Source organism: ANME-2 cluster archaeon, from assembly GCA_014237145.1.
GTDB lineage: Archaea > Halobacteriota > Methanosarcinia > Methanosarcinales > Methanocomedenaceae > Methanocomedens_A.
In genome coordinates this window covers 1-13,953 of record JAAXOC010000007.1, presented here as the reverse complement: position 1 = coordinate 13,953, position 13,953 = coordinate 1, and the positions used below count along the sequence as shown (strand labels likewise).

Sequence of the window (13,953 nt, the reverse complement as noted above, 5' to 3'; positions counted from 1 at the left end):
GTGTCAATACATCGTGAACAAAACGAAGCAAAGAACTTAAGTATTTGATACAAAATATGTTATGATATATATTCGCATTGTTCTGAAAAATATATATAGCAATAAATGTAATCATTTATAGGGGAGTGTTAAAAATGAAATCGTTTGCAGTAATAAGGGCTGAGAGCAACATAAAGGTAAATGTAGCACTCAGGGACCTGGTCAGGTACGGTCATTTATCCTTTGATGATAGCCCGAAAAAACTGGACCCTGAAGAGGCAGATAAAGTATTGGAGGATGTAATGCACACCAACCTAAGGAAAAACTGCAATTCAGCTGCAGTAGTTCCCCTGGGAGACCATGCAAGTTCAGCCATTGGAAGATTAAAAAAGATCCATCCCCCAGCCCATATTATAATAGTAAGCCCAAGGCATGATGTATTCTCATTACTTGCCAAGGACATTGACGAAATGCCTGAAATGGAATTGGGTGCCGGAAGCGATGAGGAATACCAGGATTTTTAATAAATCCTGAAATAGCAAATGCATCAATAATAATTAGAAAAGGTTGAGTTATATCCTTTTACTTTCGTTTAATTTTGACAATATCTCCAAGTGTTGTGCCCTGGAACCCGGTTCCATGCTCCATGGTGTCATGACTGACCCGTTCAGTGAGTTTGATCTCCAGGCTGCGTTCAAGTTTCTTTCGCAAATTATCTTCAGGTTTGATCTCAGAACGCTCGATCTTGCGTATCAGGGCTGCTTTTTCCTTGATATTCAGGCCGAGTTCCTCCAGTGTCCATCCCTTTGTTTCCCTGGCCTCACGGATGATCTTGCTATAATCTGATACGATCTCATCATCCATATCATCAAAGGTTCGGCGTTTGGTTTTTCTTATAACGGGTTTGGGTGTAGTTGCAACGGGTGCAACCTTTCTTGGAACTGGGGTCCAACCCTGGGATGTCTTACCATACTGGGAACAACTGCCACAAACATAAAGTTCTGTTCCTTCAACAACTACTTTCCTTGCAGATCCAATAATCTCTACGCCGCATATTTCACACTGCATTATAATTCAACCTTCGAAAAGGCTATATATCGTATGGACTTAAATATTGTTCGGAGATTAAATATGACAGGAATCATTGAAGACGACAGTGTAAAAGGATTATCTGTCGACATTCCGCCAGAACTAAGAAACGATGATTTTTCACGATACCTTATTGATAGAATGCACCAGCTGGAAGAAAGAAATCATGTCCTGAGGGAGCAAAATCATAAGATCGAATCAGAGAAACGTTATGCTGAGTCCCAAAAAATAAAATTTGAACGGGATTTAAGGTCACTTACCAGTGAACTGGAACGCTTGAAAACCTCACCTCTTATTGTGGGCACTATTGTTGAAGTTCTTGAAAACGGCAAACTAATAGTAAGGAGCAGCACCGGACCCCAGTTTGTGGTTGGCTTGTCAAAATTTATAAAAGGGTCTGACCTGGAACAAGGGGCCCAGGTGGCCCTGAACCAGCAAACACTGGCAGTAGTGGGAGTGCTTCCTTCATCTTTAAGTGCCCTTCTCAAAGGTGTAGAGGTCATAGAAACGCCAGATGTGGATTACACACAAATCGGAGGACTTAATGACCAGATCAGGGAACTAAGGGAAGCTGTAGAACTGCCCCTTACCAAACCCGAAGCATTTACAAAGATAGGGATAGACCCACCCAATGGTGTATTGCTTTACGGCCCTCCCGGGACCGGGAAGACCATGCTTGCAAAGGCAGTGGCAAATCATACAAGTACCACTTTCCTGCGTATCGTTGGTTCTGAACTGGTCCAGAAATACATAGGAGAAGGTGCGCGCATGGTAAGGGAATTGTTCAAACTTGCCCAGGATAAGGCACCAAGCATCATTTTCATTGACGAACTGGATTCTATCGGGGCCAAACGATATGATGGCGCCACAGCCGGTGACAGGGAGGTACAGCGTACCTTGATACAGTTATTGTCCGAGATGGATGGTTTTAATCCCAGGGGCGAGGTAAGGCTGCTGGCAGCCACAAACAGGCTGGATATCCTTGACCAGGCACTCTTGCGTCCGGGAAGGTTTGATCGGTTCATAGAAGTCTCTATGCCAGACCAGGAAGCCAGAGCAAAGATCCTTGGTATACATACGCGGAATATGACGCTTTCGAAGACCATTGACTTTAATTACCTGGCTAAGATCGCTGATGGGGCCAACGGCTCTGAATTAAAGGCCATTGCCACAGAGGCAGGGATGTTTGCCATTCGAAAAGAGAAGGAACAAGTTGAGGTTGAAGATATGGAAAGTGCCATATCAAAGGTCTTGCTCAATAAAAATAGCTCAAGTACAGTTTCAGAAGGCATGTTTGTGTAAAAAATCATAATTTACCAAGTAATTCCCCTGTGTAGAATAAAGTAAAATATATAGCATTGAACGATAGATAAAGAGCAATATTGAACAAGAGTGTCGGTTCAGATAAGGGGAAAAATGAATGGATAATATCTTTTTTATTTTCGATTCAATTGATTTCATTGCCAGGCTGATGATCGTGGTAATCTTTTTCTTGATAGCTTCCACTATGAAAAAAATAGATCCTGATGTTATCCGGTCCAGGTTGTTCCTTGAATATGACCAGATTATTAAAGCTTTTAATATGATGTTTGTCGGCTCGATATTTTTCTTTATTGCAGCAGTAATTGAATATTTTATCAATCCCACACCAGGAGATGATATGATCCTTATTATGAAAATATCTCTCACTGTATTCCAGATTACTGTAATATATTTTATTTTCATATTGAACACAGCCATAAGTGCAGTTGGGAGACGTGGGATGTAATATGGCAACATTAAAGGAAAAGCTTGAAGAAATTTTAATCAAGTTGGAATCATTGGGTGATATCAAGCTATCTGCCATCATCTCCCGTCACGGACTGTTAATGGTATCCAGGGCCACCCAGGATTCGGACTGTGAAGCCTTTGCAGCCCTGGCAGCTACACTCCATATGTCTGCTGAGTCCACTACAAAGAGACTCAGCAATGAAGCGCTTAATTCCATTATTGTGGAAACCGATGAGAACAGCCTGATCACCTATTCTGCCGGTCCCAATGCCCTGATTGTAGTAATGGCTAACAAAGAAGGGGGCCTGGGTCTTATTTTAACTGAGTTAAAAAAAGCTGCCAAAATGGTGGAAAATCTGGTTTAACATCCTGTCGGCTATTTTCCCAACCGGGTCCCATCAAAGATTTTATCACGTAAAACTTATATCACTGATACGAATAGCCTATGAAAAACTTATATCAGGATATCCTTGAAAAGGATTCAAAGTATGTCTTCCAGAACTATACCCGCCAACCCATAGCTATTACCAGTGGACAGGGTGCATTGGTCCGGGATAGTCAGGGTAAGGAATATATAGATTGTGTTGCAGGGATCGCGGTCAACAATATCGGCCACTGTCATCCGGCCGTAGTGGAAGCAGTTAGCAGGCAAGTGTCAGAACTAATTCATGTCTCGAACTTATATTATACCCGCCAGCAAGCCGAACTGGCAGCCCGGCTTGTACCCAGGACAGGCATGGACCGAGTGTTTTTCTGCAATTCAGGAACAGAAGCTGTAGAAGGTGCGTTAAAACTTGCCCGCAGGGCAACCGGACGAACCGATTTTGTGGCGGCAGAACACAGTTTCCACGGCAGGACCATGGGTGCGTTGAGCGTGACCCACAAACCGCAGTACAGGGAGCCGTTCCAGCCTCTCATCCAGAAGGTAGAGTTTGTACCATACAACGATGTGGAGGCACTGAAAGGTGCCGTGAACAACGACACGGCCGCCCTGATACTGGAACCAATACAGGGTGAAGGAGGTATCCGCGTTCCCGACGATGGTTACCTGCAAGCGGCAAGGGATATCTGCGAAGATGTCGGTGCACTGCTCATATTTGACGAGGTACAGACCGGCATGGGCAGAACCGGGAAGTGGTTCGCACGTGAACACTCAGGTGTAGTGCCCGATATCATGACAACAGCCAAGGCAATGGCAGGTGGATTGCCCATGGGTGCACTGCTTGCAAAGGAGGAGACCGCTTCCTTGATGCAAAAAGGTGACCATGCAGCCACCTTTGGCGGCGGACCACTGTTATGTGTGGCTGCTCTTGCATCACTTACAGTAATAGAAGATGAGGATCTGGTAGACAGGTCGGCCCGGATGGGATGCTACCTGGTAGATAAGCTTGAAAAGCTTGAACTGGAAGCTGTCAGGGAGATCAGGGGAAAGGGATTGATGGTAGGTGTGGAACTGGCAGTCAAATGCGGGCCTGTTGTTGACTATACAAGGGAGAACGGTGTGCTGCTTAACTGTACATCCGACTCTGTGCTCAGATTCGTGCCGCCCCTGGTGATAACACAGGAGCAGATAGATAAAGTGATAGATGTTGTGGCGCAGGGAATTGAGAGGGCAGAATGACGCATGCCAAGGAATTCATAAAGGACTCCATCAAGGGAATAAAGGAATACGTCCCAGGCAGATCCACAGAGGAGATAGCGGTCGGCTACGGTATTGAACCTGGTAATATCATCAAACTGGGCTCGAATGAGAACCCGCTGGGTCCCTCACCCATGGCAGTCGAAGCTGTGCGTAACATGGCTGATACTATAAGCGTGTACCCTTCGGTAGACGCTGCCGAACTCAGGTGTGCCCTTGCAGACTACGTGGGTTATCCGGAAGATAATGTGGTTCTAGGTGCAGGTATGGATGGTGTTGTTGATACACTGGTGCGACTCTTCGTGCAGCCCGGTACAGATGTCATTATCCCCACCCCCACGTTCTCATACTTCGAGATCGCTGTCAGGTCAGCAGGCGGGGTGCCGGTCTATGTGAAGCGGCTGCCCGATTACAGCGTGGATACTGACTCAGTGATTTTAGCACTCAGCGATTCCACACGTTTTATCTACCTTGTCTCACCCAATAACCCATCAGGCAACACTGTACCAGAAGCCGATGTAAGGAATATCGTAGAATCCACCCGGGCGCTGGTGTTCCTTGACGAGGCCTATGTGGAGTTCGCAGACAGGAGCCTTACTGGCCTGGTGACTGAATATGATAATCTCATAGTGGGCCGTACCATGTCCAAGGCTATGGGACTTGCAGGTCTCAGGGTTGGTTACGCCGTGGTACCGCAGTGGATAACCAGGGAATATATGAAGGTGACCACCCCATTTGCCATAAGCAGGATATCTGTAGCAGCAGGACTGGCAGCCCTACAGGACACTGATCACAGGAAAAGGACTATCGAGAATGTGCTAACAGGCAGGCAGTTTTTAAATGATGGATTATCTGGTCATTGCAGGGTATTTCCTTCTGAAGCGAACTTCATTATGATCGATGTATCTCCAAAGAAGAGCAAAGATATCACGGAGGCGTTGTTGGAACGGGGCATCATCTTACGTGACTGCACATCATTCAGGGATGCGGGGGAGAGCCTTATAAGGATAACTGTAGGCACCCCTACCCAGAATATCAGGCTTGTGGACGCACTTACCCGTATAGTGCAATTATGATAATTGCATTGACATGCACTCCATTATGATAATTGCATTGACATGCACTCCATTATGATAATTGCATTGACATGCACTCCATTATGATAATCGCATTGACTGGTACTCCATTATGATAATTGCATTGACAGGCACTCCATTATGATAATTGCATTGACATGCACTCCATTATGATAATTACATTGACAGGCACTTCATTATGATAATTGCATTGACTGGTACTCCCGGCACTGGTAAGACCACCATATGCCACATCTTGGGTAAGAAGTACAGGATCATAGATATTAACCGGATGATAACTGATGAAGGACTGCATACCGGAAGGGATGAAATGCGCGGTTCCCTGGTGGCAGATATAGAAGCACTCCAGGGACGCCTGGATGAACTGGTAAAAGATGAGACCGTAACAATAATCATTGAAGGACACTTATCCCACTACCTGGAAGGGAGCGATGCGGTCATTGTGTTGCGGACCAGACCCGGCGTACTGGCCCACAGGCTTGAGGAAAGGGCATATTTCAAGGAAAAGGTCAGGGAAAATATGGAAGCTGAAGCACTGGATGTGATACTGGTTGAAACCACCCTTAAGCACGACATGGTCTATGAAGTAGAGACCACCACATCCTCACCCGAAGACGCTGCCATCCTGGTGGATTCGATAATTGAGCACTTGTCGGCAGCTAACTTTGAGCAGGTGGAAAGATATCTGCCCGGCCGGTTCGACTGGAGCGAGGAGGTGTTCTGATGACCCTCAACACCTACAGGCCGTATATTAGCTTTATCCTGGAACCTTCAGCCTCAGCCCTTTCCCGCATGGGACTGACCCCAAACAATGTCTCTATGCTCTCGCTCATATTTGCACTGATGTCAGGTGTATCTTACTATTATTCCTTAGACAACCGGTTATACCTTGCCGCAGCCCTGGTCTTTGTTATACTGAATTCATTCACAGACGCCGTGGACGGTGTGATGGCGCGGCAGAAGAACATCCAGTCAGACAGAGGCGACCTGCTGGACCATGTCATTGACAGGTATGCTGATACCTTAATCATCTGCGGAATATTCTTTGCCGGATATGCCCACTGGATGATAGGAGCAGCCGCCATCACAGGAGTGCTGATAACCAGCTACATGGGCACCCAGGCCCAGGCCGTAGGAGTAGGCCGGGACTACGGCGGCATCATGGGACGGGCAGACCGATTGGCACTTATAATTATGGTCACTGCCGCAAATGTTGTTTACCCTTTTGAGATATATTCTATGCAAATGCTGGGCTGGGTTATAGTGGTGATTGCAATCACGTCCCACTTTACGGCACTGCAGCGGTTTTTACGCATCTGGAGTGAGATGGAGCAAGAATAATTATCGAATTAGTATCCACTTCAAATTTGTTGGTAATAGTAAAGAGTGACGACACACATCACTGGACAATGATCGCTACTGATGTTGTAATCGACAATTTGGTATGATTGCATTTTTCCAATTTACCCTTAGATTTGAAGTGGATACTCGAATTGGATACAATTACGTGTATTCCAGATCGTATTTTTTTCATTCTCCCATCTTGATTCTACAAGGCGTCGATATTTATTCCCACCATTCACAATTGTTCTTTCAAATGACATAGTTACTAAATAGGTCGAAATTCAGGTTCAAGTAACTGCTAACGCCACGAAGCAATTTCTTGCACTCACAACAATAGGGTTATAATACTGTAACAGATTATACTACTTTTATTATCTCAAACCGGAAGTGTTTAAAGGGGAAATAAATGATAACAAAAGTAGGAGTGGTCTCACGCTGCGATAAGCCTGGTGCTGTAGAAATAGCAAGGGATATTATTGAACATTTCAAAGAAAAACTGGACATCTATGTTGACCCGGGTACTGCCAGTGAGCTGGGCATTGAAGGCTTCCCGGTGGCCCGGATGCGCCAGCTTGGTGTGCAGATGGTGATAACCATCGGCGGGGACGGCACAGTGCTAAGAACAGTCCAGCACATGGATGACCCCCTACCTGTTATTTCAATAAACTTAGGAACCCTGGGTTTTCTTGTGGATGTGGAAGCCGATGATGCACTCCAGACCATAGATTCAGTACTTTTTGGATTTGAAGTGGATGAGAGGTTCCGGATGGATATATGGATCAATGACATGAAACTTCCACCAGCTACTAACGAAGTGGTTATCATCACGGCCCACCCTGCCAAGATGCTTGCTTACAGGGTCTGGGTTGATGAACATGAACTTGAGGAACTGAGGGCTGACGGTTTGATCATAGCCACACCAACCGGTTCCACTGCTTATGCCATGAGCGCAGGTGGCCCCATTGTTGATCCAAAGGTAGATACCATAGTAGTTGTACCCCTGGCACCATTCAAGCTCTCTTCCAGGCCGTGGGCCGTACCCGGCCAGAGTACTATTAAGGTGGAACTGTTGCTGCCTGACAAAGAAGCAGAAGTGGTGGTGGACGGGCAGTTCTCGCAGGTAATTTCTTCCAGTGACATCATCCGGATTAAAAAGGCAGCTACACCGGCCCGGTTCGTACGTATAAATACCGACGGTTTCTACGATAAAGTAAAAAGCAAATTACATTGAATAAAACATTTGGATTTAAGTCCTGAGATAACGTAAGAAGGGGCAGGTAATAGCAATGATATTAGTGGTTTCAATTGGCGGGTCTGTGCTTACAAGCAATCTGGACCCTGAAAGGATCAGGAAATATGCCAGCAGTATACAAGCACTTGCAGAGGAACATACCACGTACATTGTCGTCGGTGGGGGCAGGATTGCCAGGGATTACATAACTGCTGCCAGGGATCTGGGTGCAAATGAAGTGGAATGCGACATTATCGGTATCGACATGACCCGCATTAATGCAAAACTCCTCATTGTTGCCTTAGGAAACAGTGCCTATACTGTCCCTCTCACCAGCTATCAGGACGCCAGGAATGCGGCACTTACCGGCAGGGTTGTAGTGATGGGAGGCCTGATACCAGGACAGACAACTGATGCGGTATCGGCTGTGCTGGCTGAATATGTGGGGGCTGACATGCTCATCAATGCCACTTCAGTGGACGGGGTATATACTGTTGATCCCAACCTTGACAGCAAAGCAGAAAAGATATCCTCAATGACGCCTTCCCAGCTGGTTGATATTGTAATGAAGACTGACATGAGCGCAGGTTCTAACTCGCCCCTGGACCCGTTGGCAGCCAAGATCATCCAGCGGTGCGGGATCAAGACCTTTGTTATCGATGGCAGGGAGCCTGGGAACATCAATGAAGCTGCTGCCGGGCGCCATAACGGAACACTTATTTCCGTGAGCCCGGGCAGGTAACATGAATCCCGGAATTGCGCCAGGTAAGATTGGTTTTTCCTGTAGGTCAGTTGTAGATGACCCGTTTGATTATGCTTTTGAACTTGAAGATATGGGTTTTTCAGGGTGGGAAATCGTCTGCGAAGGGAACCAGACCCTTCTTGGTGATAACCTGGAAAAAATATCAAACGTTATTGAGACGACCGACCTTACACTTACGATCCACCTTCCTTTCTCAGACCTTAACCTTGCAAGCCTGAATGAGAACATATGGGACGAAACCATTCAACAGATGACGGAAATAATCGGGTTGTCTGCACCTTTTTCACGCCTGGCAGTTGTACATCCGGGACATCTTTCACCTTTGGGTATGCAGATGCCTGACCTTGCATGGGACCGCAATATAGAGGGTCTGCAGAGGTTATGTGATTTTGCAGCCGGATATGATGTGACCATTGGTGTGGAGAATATGGTCAATATGGATTTTATCTTTGGCAGGCAGGCAGAGGAAATGCTGGGTATGATCGAGTCGGTTGACCGTGATAACCTGGGGCTGACCTTTGATGTGGGGCATGCCAATACCAATGGAAGGGTAGATGAATTCCTTGATAAATGTCTTGACAAGGTTGTACATGTGCACCTGCATGATAACCATGGTACAAAAGACGAGCATCTGCCTGCAGGACAGGGGACTGTTGACTGGGAAAAAGTATGCCATGCACTTCAAGATCTTGATCTAAGGTTCATACTTGAATCACGGTCCATAGAGGAAGGAAAGACAAGTCTCAGGTATATTACAGGCAATTGAAATTACGGGTGAAATTATAGGCAATTGAAACTACACTATATCATTTTCCAGTTATTTTCCAGACACGATTTACAAGGATCGACGCTGATTTGATGTTCATTTTCTGAACTGATTTACTGTACACGATTCGCGCATGTGTGGAAGATATCCAAGTACAGTTTTGTTACTATCCTTTACCCGCATCTGAGTACGGAGGATGTATCCCGGTCCCAACGTTCAACTGTCAGTCACTTCCTTCCACAGGCATTACCCTGCTTCGACGGTACTATGAACTGATTCGATTCCCAATCTTCCAAGATCATCAGTATTTCGGCGCTTATAACCTTCACTTCCGTTGCAGCCTGGTATCCCATACCTCCAGCTTCACATCAGTCTGTCACAGTATTTGGCTGGGTTGGGCGCGCTGCTTCTCGCTCGCATTGGGAGAGCAAAAGTGGCGATGGCGGCAGGACTAAGACCTATCTGCCATAAGGGAGTTTTAAAAAATCAGACCACCCGCTTCATCCAATTGAGAATTCTTTAAATATTATTGTGTACACAATAATTGTTATGACAATAAAATCTGAATTCATTAACAGAAAAGATGAACTGAAGTATCTTGAAGAGGAGTACAATAAACAGGACTTTAGGTTCATTTCAGTTATCGGGAGGCGGCGGCTTGGGAAAACAAGGCTTATTCAGGAATTCATAACAAACAGGTCAAACTACAGTTACTTCCTTGTGCCTGAGCTTAACGATATGGATACCCGGCTTGAGCTTTCAAGAAAATTACATGAGAGCTTCGAACTGAGCTTCATCGGGACACCATCATGGAACGAAATATTCGAAAAGCTCTTCGTGCACTCTCAGAACAGGCAGATGATAGTGATATTTGATGAATTCCAGAGGTTTTTTAATATCAACAAGGGCATTTATTCATTGTTGCAGGAATTCATAGACCGATATGCAAAAGATTCAAAAATGTTTCTGATAGTTTCAGGCTCATCAATAGGCATGATGCACAAGATATTCGATCATGCATCCCCCCTGTACGGGAGAAGGACCGGGCAGCTTTATTTCCAGCCGTTTAACTTTTTTGCATTAAAAGAGTGGTTTCCTTCGTTTCCCACGAACAGGCTTGTTGAGATATATGCGATATACGGCGGCACTCCGAAATACCTCGAAGACGTTGAGAGCAGGGACGTCATGGCAAACATACAACGTATGCTGTCCAGAACAGGCATTCTCTACAACGAGCCCGAGATCCTGATAAAAACTGAGATATCAGACAGTTATAGCTACTTCAACATCTTAAAATACATCTCAAAGGGTGTATCGAGATCGTCTGAAATTGCTGCTAGCTCCGGCTTAAAAACGACTTCGATCGACTATTATCTTAATGTCCTGATAAACGATATGGATCTCCTGAAAAAAGAGATCCCGGTTACAGAACAGGAAAAAAGCAAAAAAAGTATCTACCTGATAAAAGACAATTTCTTTAGATTCTGGTTCAGGTACATATACCCGAACTATTCCGAGCTTGAGATAGGAAACACTTCGCGTGTGATGGAAAAGATAACTGCGGAATTGAACACATTTACAGGTAGATCGTTTGAAGATATAGCACAGCAGTTTTTGATAGAACTGAACAGATCAAATAAACTCCCTTTTGTTTTTGGGAAGATCGGAAGGCAGTGGGACAGGTTCAGGGGTGAGAGAGGGAAGAATACCTATGAAATCGATATTGTTGCTTTAAATGAAAATACAAAGGATATCCTGTTTTGTGAGTGCAAATGGGAGAACAAAAAGACGGATGCTGGTGTTTTAGAGGATCTGCAAAAGAAATCCGGATTCGTTAACTGGTATACCGGGGAAAGAACAGAATATTTTGCAGTGATATCGAAAGCTGGTTTTACGCGCAGGGCAGAGAAGTTTGCAGAGCAAGAGGGGTTTTTGTTGTTTGATCTGGGAGATTTTGAAAATATTTGAGGATACAGACTTTTGAACAGAGCGCAAGTGCTTTGAAAAACGCTGAGTGTGCAGAGTAACCATGGTACAAAAGACGAGCATCTGCCTGCCGGACAGGGGACTGTTGACTGGAAAAAAGTATGTCATGCGCTTCAACATCTTGATGCAAGGTTCATACTTGAATCACGGTCCATAGAGGAAGGAAAGACAAGTCTTGGGTATATTAGAGGTGATTGAACCGACACTGTATCATTTTCCAGTTATGGATGTGGGAGTTTCTAAGTTTGAGAGGGGAGATGAAAGGTAGAAGTTAATTCTAATTCCAATCCAATTTCTAATTACGGATTTTTGTAATTCTTTCCAGCGCTTTCAGATCTATAAGCGTGATATCCCTGTCCATGATATCCTTTTCAAATCCACTCCTGCTGATAACCAGATAGTGTTCAATCCTGTTCTCGATTCCCCACTTAACATTTTTCGCTTTTTCCCGAAGAGCATTCAAAGTCTTTACTCCAACTTTTTTGTTCGTATATTTAACTTCTCCAAACAGGATCTCCCCGGTATTTTCGTTAATTGCCACTATATCAATTTCCTCTCCCGCGCTCCACCAGCTTCCAATCCTGGTGAACTGCATTGGGATGAGATTCCTGTTCTCTTTAATGAGATCGGTCACGACGTACTCAAATACCAGACCCGAGTATCTCTGGAAATTAGTTTTGATTTCCCTGAGTACAAAATCCTCTTCACCCATTTCGATATATTCCATGTATGGAAAAATGAACCTGAAATAGAACCTGAAATAATTGTCTTTTATTCTGTAAATGCCTTTACGGGATTTGATATTCTCTGTAACAGGAACATGGCGCTCAATGATATCAAGGTCCTGGAGTGTTGAGAGATATTTGGCTACTACATCCTTTGTAATGCCTGTATCATTCATTATTCTCCCTGTGGTGGTGTTCCCGAATGCTATGGAGCGTATGATCGAGAAATAATACCTTGGTTCCCTTAGTTCTTCTCTCAGGATGAATTCTGCATCCTTGTGCAGGAATTCTTCTTTTCTTAATATTCTGGTCCTGATAGTTTCGAAGATGTCATTCTCATATTCTAACATGTACGCTGGTGTCCCTCCGAACACTGCATATATTGCAAGTAGTTCTTCAAGACCGGCGGATGGAAAGAAGTCTTTTAGTGCTGGAAAACGCAAAGGCTGGAGTTTGAACTGTTTTGTCCTCCTTCCATAAAGAGGAGAAGAATAGTTGAAGAAATGCTTCTCCATCATTCCTATGGATGAGCCACAGATGAATATCTTTATGTCAGTATTCTTCAGCCGATTATCCCAGTAATCCTGCATTATAGATGGCAGGGCAGGGTATGACGACACCATGTACGGGAACTCATCTAAAATTATAACCAGACCTTTTTTCCCTGCAAAATAATGGAATGCTTCATCAAGGTCCCTGAACGGAAATTTCGCAAGCCGCTCATCATTAAACTTTTTAGCAACAATATTTGATAGCCGCAGTACCATATCTTTTGGAGATTCAGACCTGCCAAGAAAATACACAGCTTTTTTGTTAGCAGTGAGTATCTGCTTTAGAAGTTCAGTCTTCCCGACCCTGCGCCTGCCGTAGAGTACGAAAAGTTCGGCCCTGTCGCTTAGAAGTGTGTTGTTAAGAATTGCAAGTTCCTTGTTCCTGTTCACAAACATATCTAATCTCTCGTGTACTATATAGTAAGTTACTTTATTATACACTAGATATTAAATCTTTGGGTTTCTTTGTGTACTAGTGTCACGTCAACCATACAATAGCGTAAGATATATGGTCTGATACAGTTATATTTTTCAGTAATTTTCAAGACGCAGATTAACGTACTATTATACCTTTCGGTCGATTTGCGAGGCAGGGCCGCTCCCTCCCCAGATGCCCGAAATATACATGTTGTTGTTCTGGATTCCATGTCACCCCCTGCCAACGTGACTAAAATCAACCTCTCATAAAGCTGTCGCCCCTTCGGGGTTCGCTTCGCTCGACAGCATTATGGCGGCTGATTTCTTAACGTCACTAATAGGCAGGGCTGCGACCGACACGGATACACCGAAATAAACATTTAATAAAAATCGACAGCTATCGCTAAGACAGAATTTGTTTGGTTCACTCCCGTTATTATTTCCCTGACTTATTGAACTTTATATTCCTTATCGTTCTTCAACACCCAATATACAATTCTCAATAGCTTAGCTGCTAAAGCATTCAATGCTGATTTGTGGTGTTTCCCATTCTCGATTTTCCTAGTATAATAAGCTCCTAAGTTTTCATCATTCTG

The 13,953-nt window shown here is 44.5% G+C and carries 15 protein-coding genes; 13 read left to right on the top strand and 2 right to left on the bottom strand.

The features are described from left to right. The first annotated feature begins 134 nt into the window (after positions 1–134). Positions 135–503 carry a DUF356 domain-containing protein gene (locus HF974_01015; protein MBC2696926.1) on the top strand — a complete coding sequence of 123 codons (369 nt, stop codon included), beginning with the start codon at positions 135–137 and terminating at the stop codon, positions 501–503. Positions 504–561: 58 nt separating this feature from the next. On the opposite strand, the gene HF974_01010 is transcribed toward HF974_01015, so the two are convergent. Then, on the bottom strand, positions 562–1,047 hold the full coding sequence (locus tag HF974_01010) for a TIGR00270 family protein (protein ID MBC2696925.1): 486 nt from the start codon (positions 1,045–1,047) through the stop codon (positions 562–564). 63 nt (positions 1,048–1,110) lie between these two features. Here HF974_01010 and HF974_01005 point away from each other — a divergent pair, with 63 nt between their 5' ends. The 12 genes from HF974_01005 to HF974_00950 all read left to right on the top strand — a co-directional run bounded on the left by HF974_01005 (position 1,111) and on the right by HF974_00950 (position 11,862). Then, the gene (locus HF974_01005) at positions 1,111–2,370 is read left to right on the top strand and encodes a proteasome-activating nucleotidase (GenBank protein ID MBC2696924.1); all 1,260 of its coding nucleotides are present in this window, start codon (positions 1,111–1,113) and stop codon (positions 2,368–2,370) included. Between the two features lie 118 nt (positions 2,371–2,488). Beyond that, complete coding sequence (locus tag HF974_01000; protein ID MBC2696923.1) at positions 2,489–2,836, top strand: hypothetical protein; 348 nt, start codon at positions 2,489–2,491, stop codon at positions 2,834–2,836. Between the two features lies 1 nt (position 2,837). Next, entirely contained in the window at positions 2,838–3,203 is a 366-nt protein-coding gene (locus tag HF974_00995) for a hypothetical protein (GenBank protein MBC2696922.1), read from the top strand. An 80-nt stretch (positions 3,204–3,283) separates the two neighbouring features. Next, complete coding sequence (locus HF974_00990) at positions 3,284–4,459, top strand: acetylornithine transaminase (protein MBC2696921.1); 1,176 nt, start codon at positions 3,284–3,286, stop codon at positions 4,457–4,459. Beyond that, complete coding sequence (locus HF974_00985; protein ID MBC2696920.1) at positions 4,456–5,553, top strand: histidinol-phosphate transaminase; 1,098 nt, start codon at positions 4,456–4,458, stop codon at positions 5,551–5,553. Before HF974_00990 ends, HF974_00985 begins: the two co-directional genes overlap by 4 nt. Positions 5,554–5,752: 199 nt before the next feature. Continuing rightward, complete coding sequence (locus HF974_00980) at positions 5,753–6,298, top strand: AAA family ATPase (GenBank protein MBC2696919.1); 546 nt, start codon at positions 5,753–5,755, stop codon at positions 6,296–6,298. After that, positions 6,298–6,915 carry a CDP-alcohol phosphatidyltransferase family protein gene (locus HF974_00975; protein ID MBC2696918.1) on the top strand — a complete coding sequence of 206 codons (618 nt, stop codon included), beginning with the start codon at positions 6,298–6,300 and terminating at the stop codon, positions 6,913–6,915. The genes HF974_00980 and HF974_00975 overlap by 1 nt, the downstream gene beginning before the upstream one ends. A gap of 409 nt (positions 6,916–7,324) precedes the next feature. Next, the gene (locus HF974_00970) at positions 7,325–8,149 is read left to right on the top strand and encodes an NAD(+) kinase (GenBank protein ID MBC2696917.1); all 825 of its coding nucleotides are present in this window, start codon (positions 7,325–7,327) and stop codon (positions 8,147–8,149) included. A 55-nt stretch (positions 8,150–8,204) separates the two neighbouring features. Further along, on the top strand, positions 8,205–8,891 hold the full coding sequence (locus HF974_00965; GenBank protein MBC2696916.1) for a UMP kinase: 687 nt from the start codon (positions 8,205–8,207) through the stop codon (positions 8,889–8,891). Position 8,892: 1 nt separating this feature from the next. Next, complete coding sequence (locus tag HF974_00960; protein MBC2696915.1) at positions 8,893–9,678, top strand: sugar phosphate isomerase/epimerase; 786 nt, start codon at positions 8,893–8,895, stop codon at positions 9,676–9,678. A 549-nt stretch (positions 9,679–10,227) separates the two neighbouring features. Beyond that, positions 10,228–11,646 (top strand): ATP-binding protein, encoded by a 1,419-nt coding sequence (locus HF974_00955; protein ID MBC2696914.1) that lies wholly within the window; start codon positions 10,228–10,230, stop codon positions 11,644–11,646. Between the two features lie 48 nt (positions 11,647–11,694). Then, entirely contained in the window at positions 11,695–11,862 is a 168-nt protein-coding gene (locus HF974_00950) for a hypothetical protein (GenBank protein MBC2696913.1), read from the top strand. 97 nt (positions 11,863–11,959) lie between these two features. Here HF974_00950 and HF974_00945 read toward each other — a convergent pair whose 3' ends face one another. Next, positions 11,960–13,330 carry an ATP-binding protein gene (locus tag HF974_00945; GenBank protein ID MBC2696912.1) on the bottom strand — a complete coding sequence of 457 codons (1,371 nt, stop codon included), beginning with the start codon at positions 13,328–13,330 and terminating at the stop codon, positions 11,960–11,962. Between the last annotated feature and the right edge of the window lie 623 nt (positions 13,331–13,953).

What these genes read in the sequence shown, in the direction of transcription:
- HF974_00975 (MBC2696918.1), top strand. Translation starts at nt 6,298, where the DNA reads ATGACCCTCAACACCTACAGGCCGTATATTAGCTTTATCCTGGAACCT.
- HF974_00960 (MBC2696915.1), top strand. Translation starts at nt 8,893, where the DNA reads ATGAATCCCGGAATTGCGCCAGGTAAGATTGGTTTTTCCTGTAGGTCA.
- HF974_00985 (MBC2696920.1), top strand. Translation starts at nt 4,456, where the DNA reads ATGACGCATGCCAAGGAATTCATAAAGGACTCCATCAAGGGAATAAAG.
- HF974_00995 (MBC2696922.1), top strand. Translation starts at nt 2,838, where the DNA reads ATGGCAACATTAAAGGAAAAGCTTGAAGAAATTTTAATCAAGTTGGAA.
- HF974_00955 (MBC2696914.1), top strand. Translation starts at nt 10,228, where the DNA reads ATGACAATAAAATCTGAATTCATTAACAGAAAAGATGAACTGAAGTAT.
- HF974_00970 (MBC2696917.1), top strand. Translation starts at nt 7,325, where the DNA reads ATGATAACAAAAGTAGGAGTGGTCTCACGCTGCGATAAGCCTGGTGCT.
- HF974_01005 (MBC2696924.1), top strand. Translation starts at nt 1,111, where the DNA reads ATGACAGGAATCATTGAAGACGACAGTGTAAAAGGATTATCTGTCGAC.
- HF974_01010 (MBC2696925.1), bottom strand. Translation starts at nt 1,047, where the DNA reads ATGCAGTGTGAAATATGCGGCGTAGAGATTATTGGATCTGCAAGGAAA.
- HF974_00965 (MBC2696916.1), top strand. Translation starts at nt 8,205, where the DNA reads ATGATATTAGTGGTTTCAATTGGCGGGTCTGTGCTTACAAGCAATCTG.
- HF974_01015 (MBC2696926.1), top strand. Translation starts at nt 135, where the DNA reads ATGAAATCGTTTGCAGTAATAAGGGCTGAGAGCAACATAAAGGTAAAT.
- HF974_01000 (MBC2696923.1), top strand. Translation starts at nt 2,489, where the DNA reads ATGGATAATATCTTTTTTATTTTCGATTCAATTGATTTCATTGCCAGG.
- HF974_00980 (MBC2696919.1), top strand. Translation starts at nt 5,753, where the DNA reads ATGATAATTGCATTGACTGGTACTCCCGGCACTGGTAAGACCACCATA.
- HF974_00990 (MBC2696921.1), top strand. Translation starts at nt 3,284, where the DNA reads ATGAAAAACTTATATCAGGATATCCTTGAAAAGGATTCAAAGTATGTC.